Source organism: Bacillus mesophilum (genome assembly GCF_008923265.1).
Lineage (GTDB): Bacteria > Bacillota > Bacilli > Bacillales > Cytobacillaceae > Cytobacillus > Cytobacillus mesophilum.
On record NZ_WBOT01000001.1, the window covers coordinates 264,393 to 282,086 of the forward strand.

At 38.5% G+C, this 17,694-nt stretch carries 15 protein-coding genes; 9 read left to right on the forward strand and 6 right to left on the reverse strand.

Annotated features, from left to right (window positions below):
- Positions 1-51 precede the first annotated feature (51 nt).
- Positions 52-888, reverse strand: a complete 837-nt coding sequence (locus F7732_RS01370; protein WP_275670903.1) for a mechanosensitive ion channel family protein — start codon at positions 886-888, stop codon at positions 52-54.
- Between the two features lie 329 nt (positions 889-1,217).
- Here F7732_RS01370 and F7732_RS01375 point away from each other — a divergent pair, with 329 nt between their 5' ends.
- The 3 genes from F7732_RS01375 (at position 1,218) to F7732_RS01385 (ending at position 5,635) form a co-directional block, all read left to right on the forward strand.
- On the forward strand, positions 1,218-2,972 hold the full coding sequence (locus tag F7732_RS01375) for an ABC transporter ATP-binding protein (protein WP_151571922.1): 1,755 nt from the start codon (positions 1,218-1,220) through the stop codon (positions 2,970-2,972).
- Positions 2,973-2,983: 11 nt separating this feature from the next.
- The gene (locus tag F7732_RS01380) at positions 2,984-4,807 is read left to right on the forward strand and encodes an ABC transporter ATP-binding protein (RefSeq protein WP_151571923.1); all 1,824 of its coding nucleotides are present in this window, start codon (positions 2,984-2,986) and stop codon (positions 4,805-4,807) included.
- 168 nt (positions 4,808-4,975) lie between these two features.
- Complete coding sequence (locus F7732_RS01385) at positions 4,976-5,635, forward strand: potassium channel family protein (RefSeq protein WP_151571924.1); 660 nt, start codon at positions 4,976-4,978, stop codon at positions 5,633-5,635.
- A 48-nt stretch (positions 5,636-5,683) separates the two neighbouring features.
- On the opposite strand, the gene rnjA is transcribed toward F7732_RS01385, so the two are convergent.
- Together rnjA and F7732_RS01395 are read right to left on the reverse strand one after the other, a co-directional pair.
- Positions 5,684-7,351, reverse strand: coding sequence for a ribonuclease J1 (gene rnjA, locus F7732_RS01390; RefSeq protein WP_066447092.1), 1,668 nt, complete (start codon positions 7,349-7,351; stop codon positions 5,684-5,686).
- 3 nt (positions 7,352-7,354) lie between these two features.
- The gene (locus F7732_RS01395; RefSeq protein WP_151571925.1) at positions 7,355-7,567 is read right to left on the reverse strand and encodes a DNA-dependent RNA polymerase subunit epsilon; all 213 of its coding nucleotides are present in this window, start codon (positions 7,565-7,567) and stop codon (positions 7,355-7,357) included.
- A gap of 847 nt (positions 7,568-8,414) precedes the next feature.
- Between F7732_RS01395 and F7732_RS01400 the strand changes: the two genes are divergently transcribed.
- A complete protein-coding gene (locus F7732_RS01400; RefSeq protein ID WP_151571926.1) occupies positions 8,415-9,185 on the forward strand; it encodes a Cof-type HAD-IIB family hydrolase in 771 nt (256 codons plus the stop codon).
- Between the two features lie 40 nt (positions 9,186-9,225).
- On the opposite strand, the gene def is transcribed toward F7732_RS01400, so the two are convergent.
- Both def and F7732_RS01410 read right to left on the reverse strand, forming a co-directional pair.
- On the reverse strand, positions 9,226-9,780 hold the full coding sequence (def, locus tag F7732_RS01405) for a peptide deformylase (RefSeq protein WP_151571927.1): 555 nt from the start codon (positions 9,778-9,780) through the stop codon (positions 9,226-9,228).
- 146 nt (positions 9,781-9,926) lie between these two features.
- Entirely contained in the window at positions 9,927-10,067 is a 141-nt protein-coding gene (locus F7732_RS01410) for a YjcZ family sporulation protein (protein WP_082851694.1), read from the reverse strand.
- 247 nt (positions 10,068-10,314) lie between these two features.
- Between F7732_RS01410 and F7732_RS01415 the strand changes: the two genes are divergently transcribed.
- The 5 genes from F7732_RS01415 (at position 10,315) to lpdA (ending at position 16,756) form a co-directional block, all read left to right on the forward strand.
- Positions 10,315-10,986: a YkyA family protein gene (locus F7732_RS01415; RefSeq protein WP_240056499.1), complete on the forward strand. Its 672-nt coding sequence runs from the start codon at positions 10,315-10,317 to the stop codon at positions 10,984-10,986.
- An 852-nt stretch (positions 10,987-11,838) separates the two neighbouring features.
- Entirely contained in the window at positions 11,839-12,954 is a 1,116-nt protein-coding gene (pdhA, locus tag F7732_RS01420; RefSeq protein ID WP_066447075.1) for a pyruvate dehydrogenase (acetyl-transferring) E1 component subunit alpha, read from the forward strand.
- A gap of 3 nt (positions 12,955-12,957) precedes the next feature.
- The gene (locus tag F7732_RS01425) at positions 12,958-13,935 is read left to right on the forward strand and encodes an alpha-ketoacid dehydrogenase subunit beta (RefSeq protein WP_066447071.1); all 978 of its coding nucleotides are present in this window, start codon (positions 12,958-12,960) and stop codon (positions 13,933-13,935) included.
- Positions 13,936-13,999: 64 nt separating this feature from the next.
- A complete protein-coding gene (locus F7732_RS01430) occupies positions 14,000-15,343 on the forward strand; it encodes a dihydrolipoamide acetyltransferase family protein (protein ID WP_151571928.1) in 1,344 nt (447 codons plus the stop codon).
- A gap of 3 nt (positions 15,344-15,346) precedes the next feature.
- Positions 15,347-16,756, forward strand: coding sequence for a dihydrolipoyl dehydrogenase (lpdA, locus tag F7732_RS01435; protein ID WP_151571929.1), 1,410 nt, complete (start codon positions 15,347-15,349; stop codon positions 16,754-16,756).
- A 94-nt stretch (positions 16,757-16,850) separates the two neighbouring features.
- Here lpdA and F7732_RS01440 read toward each other — a convergent pair whose 3' ends face one another.
- Positions 16,851-17,231 carry a small peptidoglycan-associated lipoprotein gene (locus tag F7732_RS01440; RefSeq protein ID WP_151571930.1) on the reverse strand — a complete coding sequence of 127 codons (381 nt, stop codon included), beginning with the start codon at positions 17,229-17,231 and terminating at the stop codon, positions 16,851-16,853.
- Positions 17,232-17,694: the final 463 nt, after the last annotated feature.

Consider the following 17,694-nt stretch of genomic DNA (forward strand, 5'->3'; position numbering starts at 1 on the left):
AAAGCTGCCGAAAAAATTCGGCAGCTTTTTTTCAAATTTCCGGAAGCTCGTTTATTGGCCAGGCTTAGGTGCTGGATTATTCTTCATTTCTTCTAATGTATTGCTGAAGATGGTTTGCAATTCTTTTTCAACGGTTCCTTTTTCGGTATTCACCGTTTTAGCAATGACACGCATGACTAGCTTCGAACTGCCTGGTGCTTGTACAGCAATTACATTTGGACCTTCTAAGATTAATTCATTATCTTGTGCATATTCTTTTGCCGCTTTTTGAATGGCTGCCATCGTTTCTTCAAGATGATTTTCGTAAGTTACAATCATGTCAACTAATGCATTCATCGTTCCGCGGGAATGGTTGCTGACCGTTGTAATAGTACGATTCGGAATATAATATAATGCCCCGTCAAAACCGCGCACTTGTGTATTTCTCAAACCTACCTGTTCGACAATTCCAGAAAAGGTACCAATCGTTACATAGTCACCGACATCGATTTGCTTTTCAATTAAGATAAAAAATCCAGTTACAACGTCACTGACCAGCCCTTGTGCACCAAAACCAATTGCTAATCCTACTACACCTGCACCAGCTAGAATAGCAGTTGCTTCAATGCCGAATAACTGAAGAACGGTAACAATAAAGACAAAAAGTAAAATATAATTCAGTATGTTCTGAGTTAAACTTTCAAGAGTTTTCGCTCTGCCAACCGAAATGCTTTGCTTCAGCTGAATCTTGCTGAACATTTTTGCAATAAGTTTGTTGCCTGCTGCCTTCACAATGGCAAACACGATAAATACTGCCGCTACCTTTAAAAGAATCGTTAAAAGTGAGAGAAGAATCTGTTCCCAATTGATCTGGTTAATTTGTAAGCTGATATCATTCAAAAAATCCAAGTTATAACACTCCTTAATACATAGGGATTATATCAGATACCAATTTTAACGCAAGAATATCTCGAATGCAAAGGGAAGGTGCTGAATCTTTCTTCAACCTTACTCTTCTTTATAGAAGAGAGTAGTGTATTCACCCTATTAGAAAATATAAATGAGCTAGCACACAGTTGTTATAGAGAAATACTGCAGCATAAAATGAGAAACATGCGCAAATCAAGTTTTCTTAATCTTTCCGCAAAAAAGGGTAGTAATTTATTTCGAAACCCGTTATATTTAGTATTACGTTATTAATTTTTGAAAATTTTTAATTGTGTGAAGGAGGGGGCTTCTTGGAGACTTTTAAAAAATTAAAGGAACATTACTGGCCTTTTAAACATTATTTTATTTGGTCGATCGTGTTTTTATTTGTTGTGACGGCAATAACCGTCGTTTATCCAATGATTTTGCAGCTGACAATTGATGAGGTTGTATTAAAAGGTCAATATGATTGGATACCCATTTTAGCGTTTGGTTTTGTCGGGATCATGGTGATCAAAGGGATTGCTACTTATATTCATCAATACACAGGTGATTTGTTTGGAATTTCATCTGTATACAAGCTGAGGAATGCGCTGTACGAAAAACTGCAGTTTTTGCCGTTTCGCTACTACGATAATGCAAAAACAGGCGATTTAATGTCAAGGCTAACTGCGGATGTTGAAGGGTTTCGCTTTTTCCTATCCGTTGGGTTTGCCGAATTATTAAGGTTTATTTTATTAGTAGGAATTAGTTTTTCCGTTATGCTTTATTATTCTATTCCATTAACCATTGTCACACTGATTACCTTGCCATTTTTGGCTGTTGTCACTTTTAAATTTGATAAAGCAGTTCATCCAGCTTTTCGAGGCATTCGTAAATCCTTTGGAAGGCTGAATACAAAGGTGCAGGAAAATATTAGCGGTATCAATACGGTAAAATCCTTGTCCCGAGAAGGTTTTGAAATTGATAAATTTAATAATTCCAATGGTGAATACAAAGGGAAATACTTATTTACCGCTAAAATATGGGCAAAGTATTTTCCTCTGATGGAGCTGCTCGGCAATTTGAGTATCGTTTTATTGCTTGCTTATGGAGGATACCTGGTCATTACCGACAGTTTAACATTGGGAGAACTTGTTGCCTTCTATAGTTTGCTTGGCTATATTATGTGGCCGATTATGAATTTAGGATTTACCGTAAATCTGTTTTCTCAAGCAAAAGCATCAGGAGAGAGGCTGCTTGAAATATTAGAAAGTGAAAATGAAATTGAGAATGGTAAAAATGCTGTACAGGTAGAACGATTTAAGGGAGAAGTACAATTTAAAGATGTATCACTGCAATATTCATCTGAAGATAAACAGGCATTAAATAGTGTTTCATTTTTTGCTGAACCTGGAAAAGTGATCGGACTAATCGGATCTACAGGTGCCGGCAAAACTACATTAACGCAATTAATGACCCGTTTCTATGAGCCAGGTGAGGGAGTGGTGCTGATTGACGGAAAAGATGTAAAAGAATATTCATTAAAATCACTTCGCCATAATATCGGATTTGTTCTTCAGGAGACCTTCTTATTTTCTTCCTCCATTAAGGCCAATATCTCGTTTGGTAGACCAGATGCAACCATGGATGAAATTATAGATGCTGCTAAGCGTGCGCAGGCGCATGACTTTATCATGGAACTTCCAGAGGGGTATGATACCATGCTCGGTGAACGGGGAATGGGGCTATCTGGAGGACAAAAACAGCGGATTGCGATTGCAAGAGCCATTTGCGTGGATCCAAGCATACTAATCCTTGATGATGCCACTAGTGCTGTTGACATGCATACAGAGTTCCAAATTCAAAAGGCGCTAAAAGAAGTAATGAAGAACCGAACAACCTTTATTATCGCTCACCGTATCTCATCGTTAAAACATGCAGATGAAATTATTGTTCTTGAAGAGGGCAGGGTTGCTGAAAGAGGTACTCATGAACAATTGATTCAAAGAGATGGCCCATATAATAGAATATACAATATTCAATACAAGGATCTTGAAACTGTATTGCAGTCACAAACAGGCTAGGAGGTGTGCAATTGAATAAACAAAAACAAAAGAAAGAAGCCATTCTATCACGTTTTCAATACTCATCAGAGGATGTAATCGAAAAACCATTTAACTGGAAGCAGATGCTCCGATTGTTCAGCTATTTGAAGCCATATCGAAAAAAATTGCTGCCATTATCGATTGTAATGGTCATGATTAACACAGCTGTCCGATTGGCCATCCCGATTTTAATCGGGGTGTACACACTCGATCAAGCGCTTGCTGAAAAGGATTCAACACTGTTAACAACCCTGGTTAGTGTGATTCTTGCCTTATACCTTTTATCCTACGGAGCGAACTATTTTCGTATAAAATGGATGAACACGCTGGGTCAGAATGTGATTTACGATTTGCGAAAGCATTTATTTACACATGTACAGACATTATCACATCGGTTCTTTGATCAGCGTTCAGCGGGTTCAATTTTAGTTAGAATTCTCAATGATATCAATTCACTTCAAGAATTATTTACAAATGGAATTATCAACCTGCTGATGGACATGATTCTTCTGGTTGGAATCTTTGTTATTCTGTTTACGCTCAGTCCAGAGCTTACATTGGCGGTTATGGTAATCCTGCCCATCATGTTCTTTATTTCTACTTCCTTGCGCAGAAATATAAGAAGATCATGGCAAACCGTCCGATTAAAGCAATCAAAATTAAATTCCCATTTAAATGAAAGTATTCAAGGCATTCGTGTGACACAATCCTTTACACAGGAAAAAGAGAATATGGTTTTTTTCGACGGAGTTAATACCGAGAATTTTTTAAGCTGGAAAACAGCTTCGCGAAAAAACGCCATGTTTCGCCCGCTTGTCGAGCTGACAAACGCAATCGGTACTGCGGTGCTGATCTGGTTTGGTGCATCACTGATTCAAAGCGGTTCATTGTCAATTGGTGAGTTTGTCTCTTTTGCTTTTTATTTAGGTATGTTCTGGGAGCCGATTGGAAGACTTGGAATGGTCTATAATCAATTATTAATGGGAATGGCTTCTTCAGAAAGAATCTTTGAGTTTTTAGATGAAAAGCCGATTGTAGCAGAGAAATCGGATGCCGTCTCTTTTAAAGAAATGAGAGGGCATATTGAATTTGAAAATACAGTCTTCTCCTACAATGAAAAAAGAAAGGCTCTTAAAGGCATTAATTTAGAAATGAAAGCTGGAGAAACCGTCGCCTTAGTTGGCCATACGGGTTCCGGTAAAACAACGGTAGCCAACCTAATCAGCAGGTTTTATGATCCAACTGGAGGTACAGTTAAAATTGACGGTGTGAATTTAAAGGATGTGTCCTTAGCTAATTTGCGCAGCCAAATTAGCATTGTGTTACAGGATACCTTTATTTTCTCAGGAACCATCGGGGATAATATCCGTTTTGGAAAGCCGGATGCCACAGAGAATCAGGTAATGGATGCCGCAAAAGCAGTAGGAGCACACGATTTTATCCAGCGTCTTCCGAATGGATATGAAACAGAGGTTGAGGAGAGAGGAAATATTCTTTCAGTAGGTGAGCGTCAGCTTCTATCCTTTGCCAGAGCGTTATTGGCTGATCCGCGCATCTTAATTTTAGATGAAGCAACAGCCAGTATTGATACTGAAACCGAAGTGCGTATTCAAACCGCTCTTAAAAAGCTTCTGCAAGGCAGAACGGCGATTATTATAGCCCATAGACTGTCCACCATCCGTGATGCCGATAAAATTTTTGTATTAGATCATGGTGAAATTCTAGAAGAAGGCTCACATGATGAATTAATGGAGCAAAAAGGTCATTATCATCAATTAGTTAAAGCACAATTTAATATGCTTGATGCTGGTTAAAAACATAAAGCTAAGGAAAGCTGCATAGCTCCTTAGCTTATTTATGCTTCCTAAATTCATGCTGCTCCGTAAGCAATAATTTAGCGTATGTAAACTATTTTCCTGGTGGTTTGTGTGTGCTAGAATGGTTGGTATGATGTAAATCTGTGAATAGGTGGAGGATTTTCAATGAAGAAAGAGTTTGCTGTTATTGGTCTGGGCCGTTTTGGCAGCAGCATTTGCAAGGCGCTCGCAGAGGAAGGCATGGAGGTTATGGCAATAGACATAGATGAGGATCGTGTCAATGAGTTCTCAATGATTGCTTCACATGCAGTTGTCGGCGATACAACAGATGAAACGGTCATTAAGAGCCTTGGAATCCGTAATTTTGATCACGTAATTGTTGCGATTGGTGATAATATTCAGGCTAGTATTTTAACCACATTAATCCTGAAAGAGGCAGGCGTTAAGAAAATAACAGTGAAAGCGCAAAATGATTATCACGAAAAGGTTCTTAGCAAAATTGGTGCAGACTTTGTCATACATCCAGAAAGAGATATGGGCCGACGAATAGCGCATAAGCTCGTATCCAATAATGTCCTCGATTATTTAGAGCTTTCAGATGAGCACAGCATTGTTGAGATCGTTGCAAATGAGCGAATTAGCGGCCATACCATCATAGATTTAGATATCCGCGCAAAATACGGCATTAACATAGTTGCTATTAAAAGAAGAGAAGAGATCATTGTTTCGCCTCAGGCGAATGAAAAAATTCAGTATAATGACATTATGATTGTCATTGGAGCAGATGTAGATATCAATCGATTTGAAAAGAAACTTCTCGGTTAATCGAAAAAAGGCAGAAATCACTTTTAATGTGATTTCTGCCTTTTTGTTTTAAACTTCCATGATAATAGGAAGAATCATTGGACGTCGTTTTGTTTTTTCGTATAAGAATGGTGCTAGTGTATCGGTGATTTCATTTTTAATCTCAGACCATTGTGTCGTTTTCCGTTCCATCACTTTGTTGAGATGCTTGGAGATTAAGCTTTGAGCATCATTGATTAGATCTCCGGATTCTCTCATATAAACAAATCCTCTGGAAATCAGGTCAGGGCCAGAAGCGATTTTAAAGTCTTTCATATTAATGCTGACAACGACTACAACCAGTCCTTCTTCAGAAAGGATACGGCGGTCACGCAGTACAATATTGCCAATATCTCCAATTCCGCTTCCATCGATATAAACAGAACCAGATGGAACTTTACCAGCTACTTGAGCGGTATCATCACTTAAAGCTAATACTTCACCATTATCCATGATAAAGCAATTTTCCTCTTCTACACCACAATCAACAGCTAATTTAGCATGCATTTTTTGCATTCTATACTCACCATGAATCGGCATAAAGAATTTAGGTTTAATAAGGCGAAGCATAAGTTTTTGTTCTTCTTGTCCACCATGACCGGAAGTGTGAATATCGCTGAGTTTGCCATAAATAACTTCTGCACCTGCACGGGACAGTCGGTCAATGGTTCTGCTTACGCTAATCGTATTGCCAGGGATCGGAGAAGAAGAGAAGACCACTGTATCGCCTGGATTAATTTGAATCTGACGATGTGTGCCATTTGCAATTCTTGAAAGAGCAGCCATTGGCTCTCCCTGGCTTCCTGTACAAAGAATCGTTACTTGGTTTGCCGGCAAACGGTTAATTTGCTGTGCATCAATGAACGTATCCTTCGGAGCTGTAATATAGCCAAGGTCTTGTCCAATATTAATAGCTGCCTCCATACTGCGTCCGAAAACAGCAATTTTTCTTCCGTTTGCAACGGCCGCTTCCGTCACTTGCTGCAGACGGTGAATATTTGATGCGAAGGTAGCAAAGATAACTCTTCCTTCAACCTTTCTGAATATATCATGAATGCTTTCGCCAACACGGCGCTCAGACATCGTGAATTCTGGAATTTCACTGTTCGTACTGTCAGATAATAAGCATAATACGCCTTCCTTGCCGATTTCAGCCATCTTTGTTAAGTTTGCTGGTTCACCGACAGGTGTAAAATCAAATTTAAAATCTCCAGTATGAACGATTTGTCCAGGAGGTGTTTTCACAACAATTCCATATGAATCAGGAATACTGTGAGTCGTTCTGAAGAAGGTTACAGATGTCTTTCTGAACTTAATAATATCATCTTCTTTAATTTCATGAAGTTTAGCCTGACGCAATAGACCATGTTCCTCAAGCTTGTTTCGAATTAGGCCTAATGCAAGCTTGCCGCCGTAGATAGGAATGTTCAATTGTCTTAATAGATAGGGAACGCCGCCAATATGATCTTCATGTCCATGCGTAATAAATAACCCTTTAATTTTATCTTCGTTTTTAACTAAATACGTATAATCTGGTATGACGTAGTCAATGCCAAGAAGTTCATCTTCAGGGAATTTTATTCCAGCGTCGATCAAGATTATTTCATCTTGGAATTGTACAGCATACGTGTTTTTGCCAATTTCGCCTAGACCGCCAAGAGCAAAAACAGCTGTTTGATCATTTTTTACAAATTTCATATATTATTCAATCTCCAATACTTTAAAGTCTTCGTTTTGTTTTTCAAACTCAAGATAAGAACCATCCACAGCTGCAACAAATTCAATATTGTATGGGCGTTTCTTTAATTTAGAACGGACGTCTCGTTCTGTTTCGCCTTCTACAAAGATCGTTTTTGTTTTCTCGCGAACGGGAACCTCTTTTGCTAATTCTTGAAAATAAACTTTGTAAATCATAACATTCTCTCCTTCATCCGATGTTCTTTTTTATATGATAAGAAAGGTAACTTTCTTAGCGGCAAATGAAATATTTCTTTTAATTTATTTATAATCAAATATCTCCCAAGGAAGCACTGCATGCTTAAAAGGATATATCATTCATTTATATTTATTTCAATACCCATTATATAGGTTCATTATGGCATATAATTAAAAGTATGTAAAAAAACGTACTGATAACCAATTTACAATAATGAAGGAGCCCTTCGCAAGTTTGAAGGGCTCAAATTTAAGCGATTGTTTTTTTTCGAAGCATATCTCTCCACTGTTTCAATAGCTTTTTCCTTAGCTTTTTCAACATTGTGGATCATCTCCTTAGTTCTATTTTAAACAATCCTTGTCCTTTGTAAAGCGAACATGTCATTGTTTTAGAAAAATATGTTAGTGCTTATGGCATATCTTATATATAAGGGGATAATGTCTGCGGTCAGGTTTCCGTCTACTTTGGTCTATGTTTTTATTATGATGTTAAAGTGCTTGAATTATGAATATAAAAAACGTTAATTGACACAGCAGGGTTATGGAGGTAGTGTTTACGTGAAAGGTTTGTTCAGAAAGCCTGCTGTGATTGTAAGTAACTTCATTCATTGAAACTGGGCAAAATAGTTAGGACATAGAAAAATTGCACATATTCGCGAATATGTAATGTGAAACCTTTTAACCTTGTTTTCCTACATATCATCACTGTTATCATATAGCGTCAGGACTGCCAAAAGTGATACATGCATTTAATTAGGAAGAATTAAGAATCATGGCTGTACAAATATTATGGTTACAGTAAAAAAAAGAGAGGGAGTTTGGACAATTGAGTAAAATTGTTTTTTTTGATATTGATGGGACTTTGCTGGATCATGAAAAAAAATTGCCAATAAAAACGAAAGAGGCTATTAAACAGCTTCAGGAGAATGGAGTTTTTGTTGCTATTGCAACTGGAAGAGCTCCTTTTATGTTTGAGTCATTAAGAGAAGAGCTGGAGATTGATTCATTTGTGAGTTTTAATGGTCAATATGTCGTCTTTGAAAATGAACCGATTTATAAAAACCCATTAAACATAGAAAAGATCGAAGAATTATTGCAAAATGCGGAACACCTAGGGCATCCGCTTGTCTTTTTAAATGAAAAGACGATGAAATCCAATGTAGAACAACATTCATATATTGATACAAGCATGGGAAGCTTAAAATTTCCGCATCCAGCCCTTGATACCAACTTCTACAAGGAAAACGAAATATATCAACTAAATGTGTTCTGCAAAGACAAAGAAGAAACTGGATATGTAACAGACTTCCCAGAATTCCATTTTATTCGCTGGCATGATTTGTCTATTGATGTTTTGCCTGCTGGAGGATCAAAAGCGGAAGGAATCGCCAAAATGATCGAACGCCTTGGATTTAAAATGGAAGATGTATATGCATTTGGTGACGGTTTAAATGATATAGAAATGCTTAAAACGGTAGGAAACGGCGTTGCTATGGGAAATGCTGTTCCACAGCTGAAGGAAGTAGCAAAATACGTAACAGCTGATGTCGATCAGGATGGCATTTGGAAAGGCTTGAAAGAGATGGATTTAATCTGATCACAAAAAGAAAACTTGCCAGCTCGGCAAGTTTTCTTTTTTATCTCTCGATAGGAATGGCATCCTCAATTGGTTTAAGAGGTTCATTCTGATCAATATGATCGTAAAACATAATGCCATTTAAATGGTCGATTTCATGCTGAAACACAACGGCTGGAAGACCTTTTAGCCTTAGTTTAATTTCATTCCCATCAAGATCATATCCTTTCACAGTTACGCGGGCGTAGCGCGGCACAAAACCTGGGATATTCTCATCAACAGACAGGCAGCCTTCACCTGAAGTAATATAGGAACGCTCCACTGAATGGCTGATAATTCTAGGATTGAAAAGAGCATAGCTGAATAATTCTCCATTTGGATCCGTGGTATGCACAGCAATCATGCGTTTTGAAATATTAATTTGTGGTGCTGCAAGTCCAACCCCTCCGCGTAACCCGTACCTTGCAGAAATCTCAGGGTCTTGACTATTTTTAACATACTCTAAAAGACTTGTTAAAATTTCTTTATCTTCTTGTGCGGGTGGAAGCTGTACTTCCTCTGCCACTTTTCTTAATGTAGGATGTCCATCTCGTATGATATCGGTCATTGTAATCATGTTCTTCACTCCTGTTGAACTTATGTATGAAAATAGTCTATCAGACAAAACAGCAAATGTTAATAAAACAGTTGATGTTTATCATACAAAAATTGTGGAACAAATAGGAGACAGCTCAATTAAGAGCTCTCTCCCGTAAAAATGATTTAGAATTTCCAGCAAGAACAGCCAACAATGATCAATAGAATAAACAATACAACAATTAAAGCAAACCCTTTGCCATAACCTGAACCAGCTACATAACCTGGGTAAGAACAACCATATCCGTATCCGCCATATCCATACATGAAGGATAACCTCCCTAAAGTAGATTATCGTCCACATTTGCAGTGCTTTTTAAAATTTATATCGGACGATTAATATAGCCTATGTATGATGTGTTCTGTTTGTGTAGGCCAGTGCCCAAGGAATAAATGAAAAGAGTTCAGCATAGGTTGTGATAGGACAAGCTTTAGATTGTAAAGTTGATATCAGAGTATTTGCCAAATAAACCAACAGTAGATATAGTAAGGAATGAAGTTAGGGGGATTATACATGAATAAGTTAAAATCGGGAATGTGGATCAGTGTCCTATTGATGAGTATGGTGCTTTTATCAGGCTGTTTGAATTCTGAGACTCCAGCTGAAAAAATGTACAATGTACTTGAAGATGTAGTTGAGGCAGAAAAAGGATTTGAAAACCAGCAAACCCCGCTTGTAGAATTGGAAAAGCAAGAAAAGGAATTATATGATCAAATTATTGCCTTAAGTATGAAGGAATTTGAAGAAATTCAAAAGCTGTCAGATGAAGCACTTGCATCTGCCGAGCAGCGTGAAGAACATATGAACGAAGAAAAGCAAAGCATCGATGCTTCTAAAGAAGAGTTTCAAAAGATCCCTGATCTTATTGAAGAGATGGATGAAGATGAATTAAAGAGCGAAGCACAGCAATTATACGATACAATGATGGACAGATATGAGCTGCACGATACATTGTATAATCAATATTCTGAAGCATTGAATAATGATAAACAATTGTACGATCTCTTCAAAACAGAAGATCTAAAGTTAGAGCAATTAGAAGAGCAAATTACTTTAATAAATGAATCGTATGAGCAGGTACTTGAAACTAATAAGAAGTTTAATGAAAAAACAGCTGATTATAATGATATAAAGTTATCTTTTTATCAGGCAGCTGGACTAAATGTAAATACAGAAGATGAATAAGATAATAAAAAGTCTTAGTATATCAGTCAAATAAAGAAGACCGGAACATTATACAGATATTTCATAAATATCTGCATAATGATTCGGTTTTTTTTTTGTATTTATATAGGGTTTTAACTGCACAGCTATTGGCCCTTATATTCTCTTTCCTGGGAGGAGCGGGTGCAATTTAAAAGCACTGTGGCCTGCCGTCTAGATAATAGCCTTCTTAAAAGAGAATGATACAATGACTTGAACAAAGAAGAAGCAAGCAGGTTTACCTGTTTTATGGTGCGGAGAGTGTCTTGTAGAAGAGATAATTCATTTAGTTGTTTCATTCATCTTGTCGAAATTTGTATGTTGCAGGAAAAACTATTATATGGAAAAAATAAATCCTATTGATGCTTTAGTATAACACAAGATAATTTTATTTCTTTTATAATACAGATGGTGATTATCGGGTGATACAGTTCCTTTTATTTGAAATATACGTAAAAAAGTTATTTAATCAAAAAAAACAATAGTTCATTTGATTGACTAGATATCATTAATTATATTAAACTATAAATCGTATGAGGCGTGTATCAATTTTGTTGCAAAAAGGATTGATACAGAATAAGATGGTAATGGGAGAAAAAATAAAGACGTTTTTATACATCTCATCTGTGGGAAAATAATAGAGAAGCTTTATTATTTTTTGCTGAAAGGGTTTGCTTAAAAACGGGAGCGCACGAAGGTTATCATTTGTAAGATGATTTTTCGTCTTTATTTGACAAATTATAATCTAAACTGCGGCAAACTTGGGCAACCTATAAATTGTGTATTTTTACTCATATGAATGACGTCTTTTTAAAAAAAGAAAGGGTGACTTTGATGGCTTCAAAAACGAAGAACACACATTTCGATGCGAAAAAGCAACGCGAAAAAGTGGAAGAACAGTTTCAGACGCTACAGATTTTAAATGAAGAGGGCAAGATCGTTAACGAATCTGCAATGCCTGAGTTATCAGATGAGCAATTACAGGAATTAATGCGCCGTATGGTTTATACTCGCATTCTTGATCAGCGCTCAATTTCATTAAATAGACAAGGCCGTTTAGGTTTCTATGCACCTACAGCTGGCCAAGAGGCTTCTCAATTAGCTTCTCAATTTGCTCTTGAAAAAGAAGATTTCATTCTTCCTGGATACCGCGATGTTCCTCAAATCATTTGGCATGGCTTACCTTTATCACAAGCTTTCCTATGGTCAAGAGGACATTATGAAGGCGGAAACATCCCTGAGGGTGTAAACGTAATCGCACCGCAAATTATCATTGGTGCTCAGTATATTCAAGCAGCTGGTGTAGCGCTTGGAATGAAAAAACGCGGTGAGAAAGCTGTTGCAATCACTTATACAGGTGATGGCGGTGCTTCACAGGGTGATTTCTACGAAGGAATCAACTTTGCGGGTGCATACAAAGCTCCAGCAATTTTCGTTGTACAAAATAACCGTTTCGCAATCTCTACACCTGTTGAAAAGCAATCTGCTGCTGGTACAATCGCTCAAAAAGCAGTAGCTGCAGGGATTCCTGGAATTCAGGTTGATGGAATGGATCCTCTTGCTGTATATGCAGCTGTTCGCGATGCTCGTGAGCGCGCTCTTAATGGCGAAGGTCCAACATTAATTGAAACATTAACATACCGTTATGGCCCGCACACAATGGCTGGTGATGATCCGACTCGCTACCGTACATCAGACCTTGATAATGAGTGGGAGAAAAAAGATCCGCTTGTCCGTTTCCGTAAGTTCCTAGAAGAAAAAGGCATCTGGAATGAAGAAATGGAAAACGAAGTGATCGAAAAGGCGAAGGAAGATATTAAAGACGCAATTAAAGTTGCTGATGATACTCCTAAGCAAAAAGTTACTGATCTAATGGAGATCATGTACGAAGAAATGCCTCAAAACCTTAAAGAACAATATGAAATTTATAAAGAAAAGGAGTCGAAGTAAGCCATGGCGCAAATGACTATGATTCAAGCAATTACTGATGCCCTGCGCACAGAATTGCGCAATGACCCGAATGTTCTTGTATTCGGTGAGGATGTAGGCGTAAACGGCGGAGTTTTCCGTGCGACAGAAGGCCTGCAAAAAGAGTTCGGCGAAGATCGTGTTTTTGACACGCCTCTAGCTGAATCCGGAATCGGCGGATTGGCAGTTGGCCTTGGTTTACAAGGATTCCGTCCAGTTCCTGAAATTCAATTCTTTGGTTTCGTTTATGAAGTAATGGATTCCATTTCCGGCCAGCTTGCTCGTATGCGCTACCGTTCTGGCGGACGCTACAACGCACCAGTAACAATTCGTTCACCATTTGGCGGCGGCGTACATACTCCTGAGATGCACGCTGATAGCCTTGAAGGATTAATGGCACAGCAGCCTGGTCTTAAAGTGGTAATCCCTTCTTCTCCATATGATGCAAAGGGACTATTAATTTCTGCTATTCGTGATAATGACCCAGTCATTTTCTTAGAGCACATGAAATTATACCGCTCTTTCCGTGAAGAGGTACCAGAAGAAGAATATACAATTCCACTCGGTGTTGCTGAAGTTAAGCGCGAAGGTACAGATGTAACAATCGTAACTTACGGAGCAATGGTACATGAAGCATTAAAAGCAGCAGATGAACTTCAAAAAGATGGTAAATCAGCTGAGGTTATTGACTTGCGTACAGTAAGCCCAATCGATATTGAAACAATTATTGCTTCTGTTGAGAAAACAGGTCGTGCAATTGTTGTTCAGGAAGCTCAAAAACAAGCTGGTATTGCTGCGAATGTTGTTGCTGAAATCAACGACCGCGCAATTTTAAGCCTTGAAGCTCCAGTATTGCGTGTAGCTGCTCCAGATACAGTGTTTGCATTCCCGCAAGCTGAAACGGTTTGGCTTCCAAATTTCAAAGATATTATCGAAACAGCTAATAAAGTACTTAATTTCTAATTGGCAAGGGGGGGTGTACCCCCTCTTATGAAATAGAAAGTAAATCAATAGGAGGTTGAATTCAGTGGCATTTCAATTTAGATTGCCTGATATCGGTGAAGGTATCCATGAAGGCGAAATCGTAAAATGGTTTGTTAAACCAGGCGATGAAGTTCAAGAAGATGATGTATTATGTGAAGTTCAAAATGATAAAGCGGTAGTAGAAATTCCATCTCCAGTTAAAGGGAAAGTTGAAGAAATTCATGTTGGAGAAGGTACTGTTGCAACAGTTGGAGAAGTTCTAATTTCTTTCGACGCTCCAGGATATGAAGACTTGAAATTTAAAGGTGATCACGATGATGAAGCACCTGCTGCTGACAAGAAAACAGAAGCACAAGTTCAAGCAACTGCTGAAGCTGGCCAGGAAGTAAAGAAAGAAGAAGCTCCAGTTCAAGAAGAGAAAAAAGAAGGTGTAGCAATCTCTCAAACTGATGTGGATCCAAACCGCCGCATTATTGCAATGCCATCAGTTAGAAAATTTGCTCGTGATAAAGGTGTTGACATTCGTCAAGTTGCTGGAAGCGGAAAGAACGGCCGTATCCAGAAAGATGATATCGAAGCATTCTTAAATGGCGGAGCTCAAGCAGCTGCTCCAGTTCAAGAATCAGCACCAAAAGCAGAAGAAACAGCAGCACCTGCAGCAGCTGCGGCAGTTCCAGCTGGAGAATATCCAGAAACTCGCGAAAAAATGAGCGGAATCCGTAAAGCAATCGCGAAAGCTATGGTAAACTCTAAACATACGGCACCACACGTTACTTTAATGGATGAAGTTGATGTAACAAAACTAGTTGCTCATCGTAAGAAATTCAAAGAAGTAGCTGCAAGTAAAGGAATCAAATTAACATTCCTTCCGTATGTAGTAAAAGCATTAACAAGTGCATTACGTGAATTCCCAGCCTTAAACACATCACTTGATGATGAAGCTGGCGAAATCATCCACAAGCATTATTACAATATCGGAATCGCAGCTGATACTGAAAAAGGCTTGCTTGTTCCAGTTGTAAAAGATGCTGACCGTAAATCACCATTTGCAATTTCAAACGAAATTAATGAACTTGCAGGCAAGGCTCGTGATGGTAAACTGGCACCTAACGAAATGAAAGGTGCTTCATGCACAATCTCTAATATCGGATCAGCTGGCGGACAATGGTTTACTCCAGTAATCAATCACCCTGAAGTAGCAATTCTTGGTGTTGGCCGTATCGCAGAGAAGCCTGTTGTGAAGGATGGCGAAATTGTTGCTGCACCAGTTTTAGCATTGTCATTAAGCTTTGACCACCGTATGATTGATGGTGCAACAGCTCAAAATGCACTTAACCACATCAAGCGTTTACTTAATGATCCAGAACTATTGTTAATGGAGGCGTAACAAATGGTAGTAGGAGATTTCCCGATTGAAACAGATACTATAGTCATTGGTGCAGGTCCAGGGGGATATGTTGCAGCTATTCGTGCAGCACAGCTTGGTCAAAAAGTTACAATTATTGAACGCGGCAACCTTGGAGGCGTATGTTTGAATGTTGGATGTATTCCTTCAAAAGCATTAATCACTGCTGGTCACCGTTATGAAGAGGCACAAGGTTCTTCTGTAATGGGGATTACGACTGAGAACGTTAAGGTTGACTTTTCAAAAGTTCAAGAATGGAAAGGCAGCGTAGTTAAGAAGCTTACAGGCGGTGTTGAAGGCCTTTTAAAAGGAAACAAGGTTGATATCGTTCGCGGTGAAGCATACTTTGTTGATGCTAACACACTTCGTGTAATGGATGATAACTCTGCTCAAACGTATACTTTTAAAAATGCTATTATCGCTTCTGGCTCACGTCCAATCGAATTGCCAACTTTCAAATACACAAAACGTGTTCTTGACTCTACTGGAGCATTAGCTCTTGAAGAGATCCCTGAGAGCATTGTTGTAATTGGCGGAGGTTACGTAGGTACTGAGCTTGGCGGAGCATATGCAAACTTTGGTACGAAAGTAACAATTCTTGAGGGAGCAGATGAAATTCTAAATGGCTTTGAAAAACAAATGTCATCTTTAGTAACACGCAACCTTAAGAAAAAGGGTGCTGAAATTATTACAAAGGCACTTGCAAAAGGTGTTGAAGAAACAGAGACTGGTGTTACAGTTAAATACGAAGTGAGCGGAGAAGAGAAATCTGTTGACGCTGACTACGTATTTGTAATGGTTGGACGCCGTCCAAACACAGATGAGCTTGGTCTTGAGCAAGTAGGCATCAAGATGACTGATCGTGGAGTAATTGAAATTGATAAGCAATGCCGCACTAGCGTAAGCAATATCTATGCTATCGGTGATATCGTTGAAGGTCCTCCACTTGCTCATAAAGCTTCTTACGAAGGTAAAATTGCTGCAGAAGCTATCTCTGGCCACAACGCTGAAATTGACTATTTAGCAATTCCTGCTGTTGTTTTCTCTGAGCCTGAATTAGCAACAGTTGGTTATACTGAGAAGCAAGCAAAAGATGAAGGAATCGATATAGTTGCTGCGAAGTTCCCATTTGCAGCTAACGGCCGTGCGCTTGCACTAGATAGCACTGACGGGTTCTTAAAGCTTGTTACTCGTAAAGAAGATGGATTAATCATCGGTGCGCAAATTGCTGGTACAAATGCTTCTGATATGATTGCAGAACTTGGTTTAGCGATTGAGTCTGGAATGACTGCAGAAGACCTTGCGATGACAATCCATGCTCACCCAACTTTAGGTGAAATCACAATGGAAGCTGCAGAAGTAGCTCTTGGAATGCCAATTCACATTGTAAAATAAAGTGAAAAAGATCCTTCTCAATAGAGAAGGATCTTTTTATTAAGGAGTTGAAAAAAGACTTCAATTGTATAGAAGTCTTTTTTCAACTATATATTTATTCATATTGTTCAAGTGCGTTCTCGATCGGTTCTATGATTTGATCTTTTTTTACAAGACCGTCTACTTTTACGAGGGTCTGATCTTCATATACTAAAACCATTGCTGGACTGCGCTCTATTTCAAATTGATCTAAATAGTGTTTTTTATTCTCATAAATAATCTTCATATTTTTTATGGCCTCTGGATATTTTTGCTTTAACTCAATGATAGCATCATAATAAGCCACTTCTTGACGATAATTTGCCTCATCTGAAAAGAACACTATTTGTTGTATATCTTCATTAATTTCCAGGTCAGGCGACTCTGCTTTACTGCAAGAGGAGGATGTTAAGATAAATAGAGCACTACATAAAAGTAAAAGCATGCCTTTCATCATTTCTCTGCCTCACTTTACACACAATTTTTCCGAAATCTTACAAATTGCCCTCTATACATAAGTATTCTATCACGGTCTACTGCCGAAACCGCAAATGTCACCTAAATGTTATATAAATGAAAAATACAAGCAAAACCTTCAACATATATTTCAAATAAACCAGGTTTTCTTTCTCCAAAAAAGGGGAGAGTAAAAAGAAAAGCGGAAGGCGCTTGCTCAGGGACGACAAGCTTAAGACAAAACAGGCGAAAGGTCGTACTTTGACCTTTTGACTGGATTGGCTTAAGACCTCGAGTCCCTAGTGCCTGCAGCTGGACAGAAAGAAAAGCGGAGGCGGCTTGACCAGCTGCGACAAGCATAAGGCAAGCAGGCCGGAAGGTTGTACTTTAACCTTTTGGACAGATTGACTTATGACCTCGAGCAGCTAGCCGCCGGAGCTAGACAGAAAGAAAAGCGGAGGCGG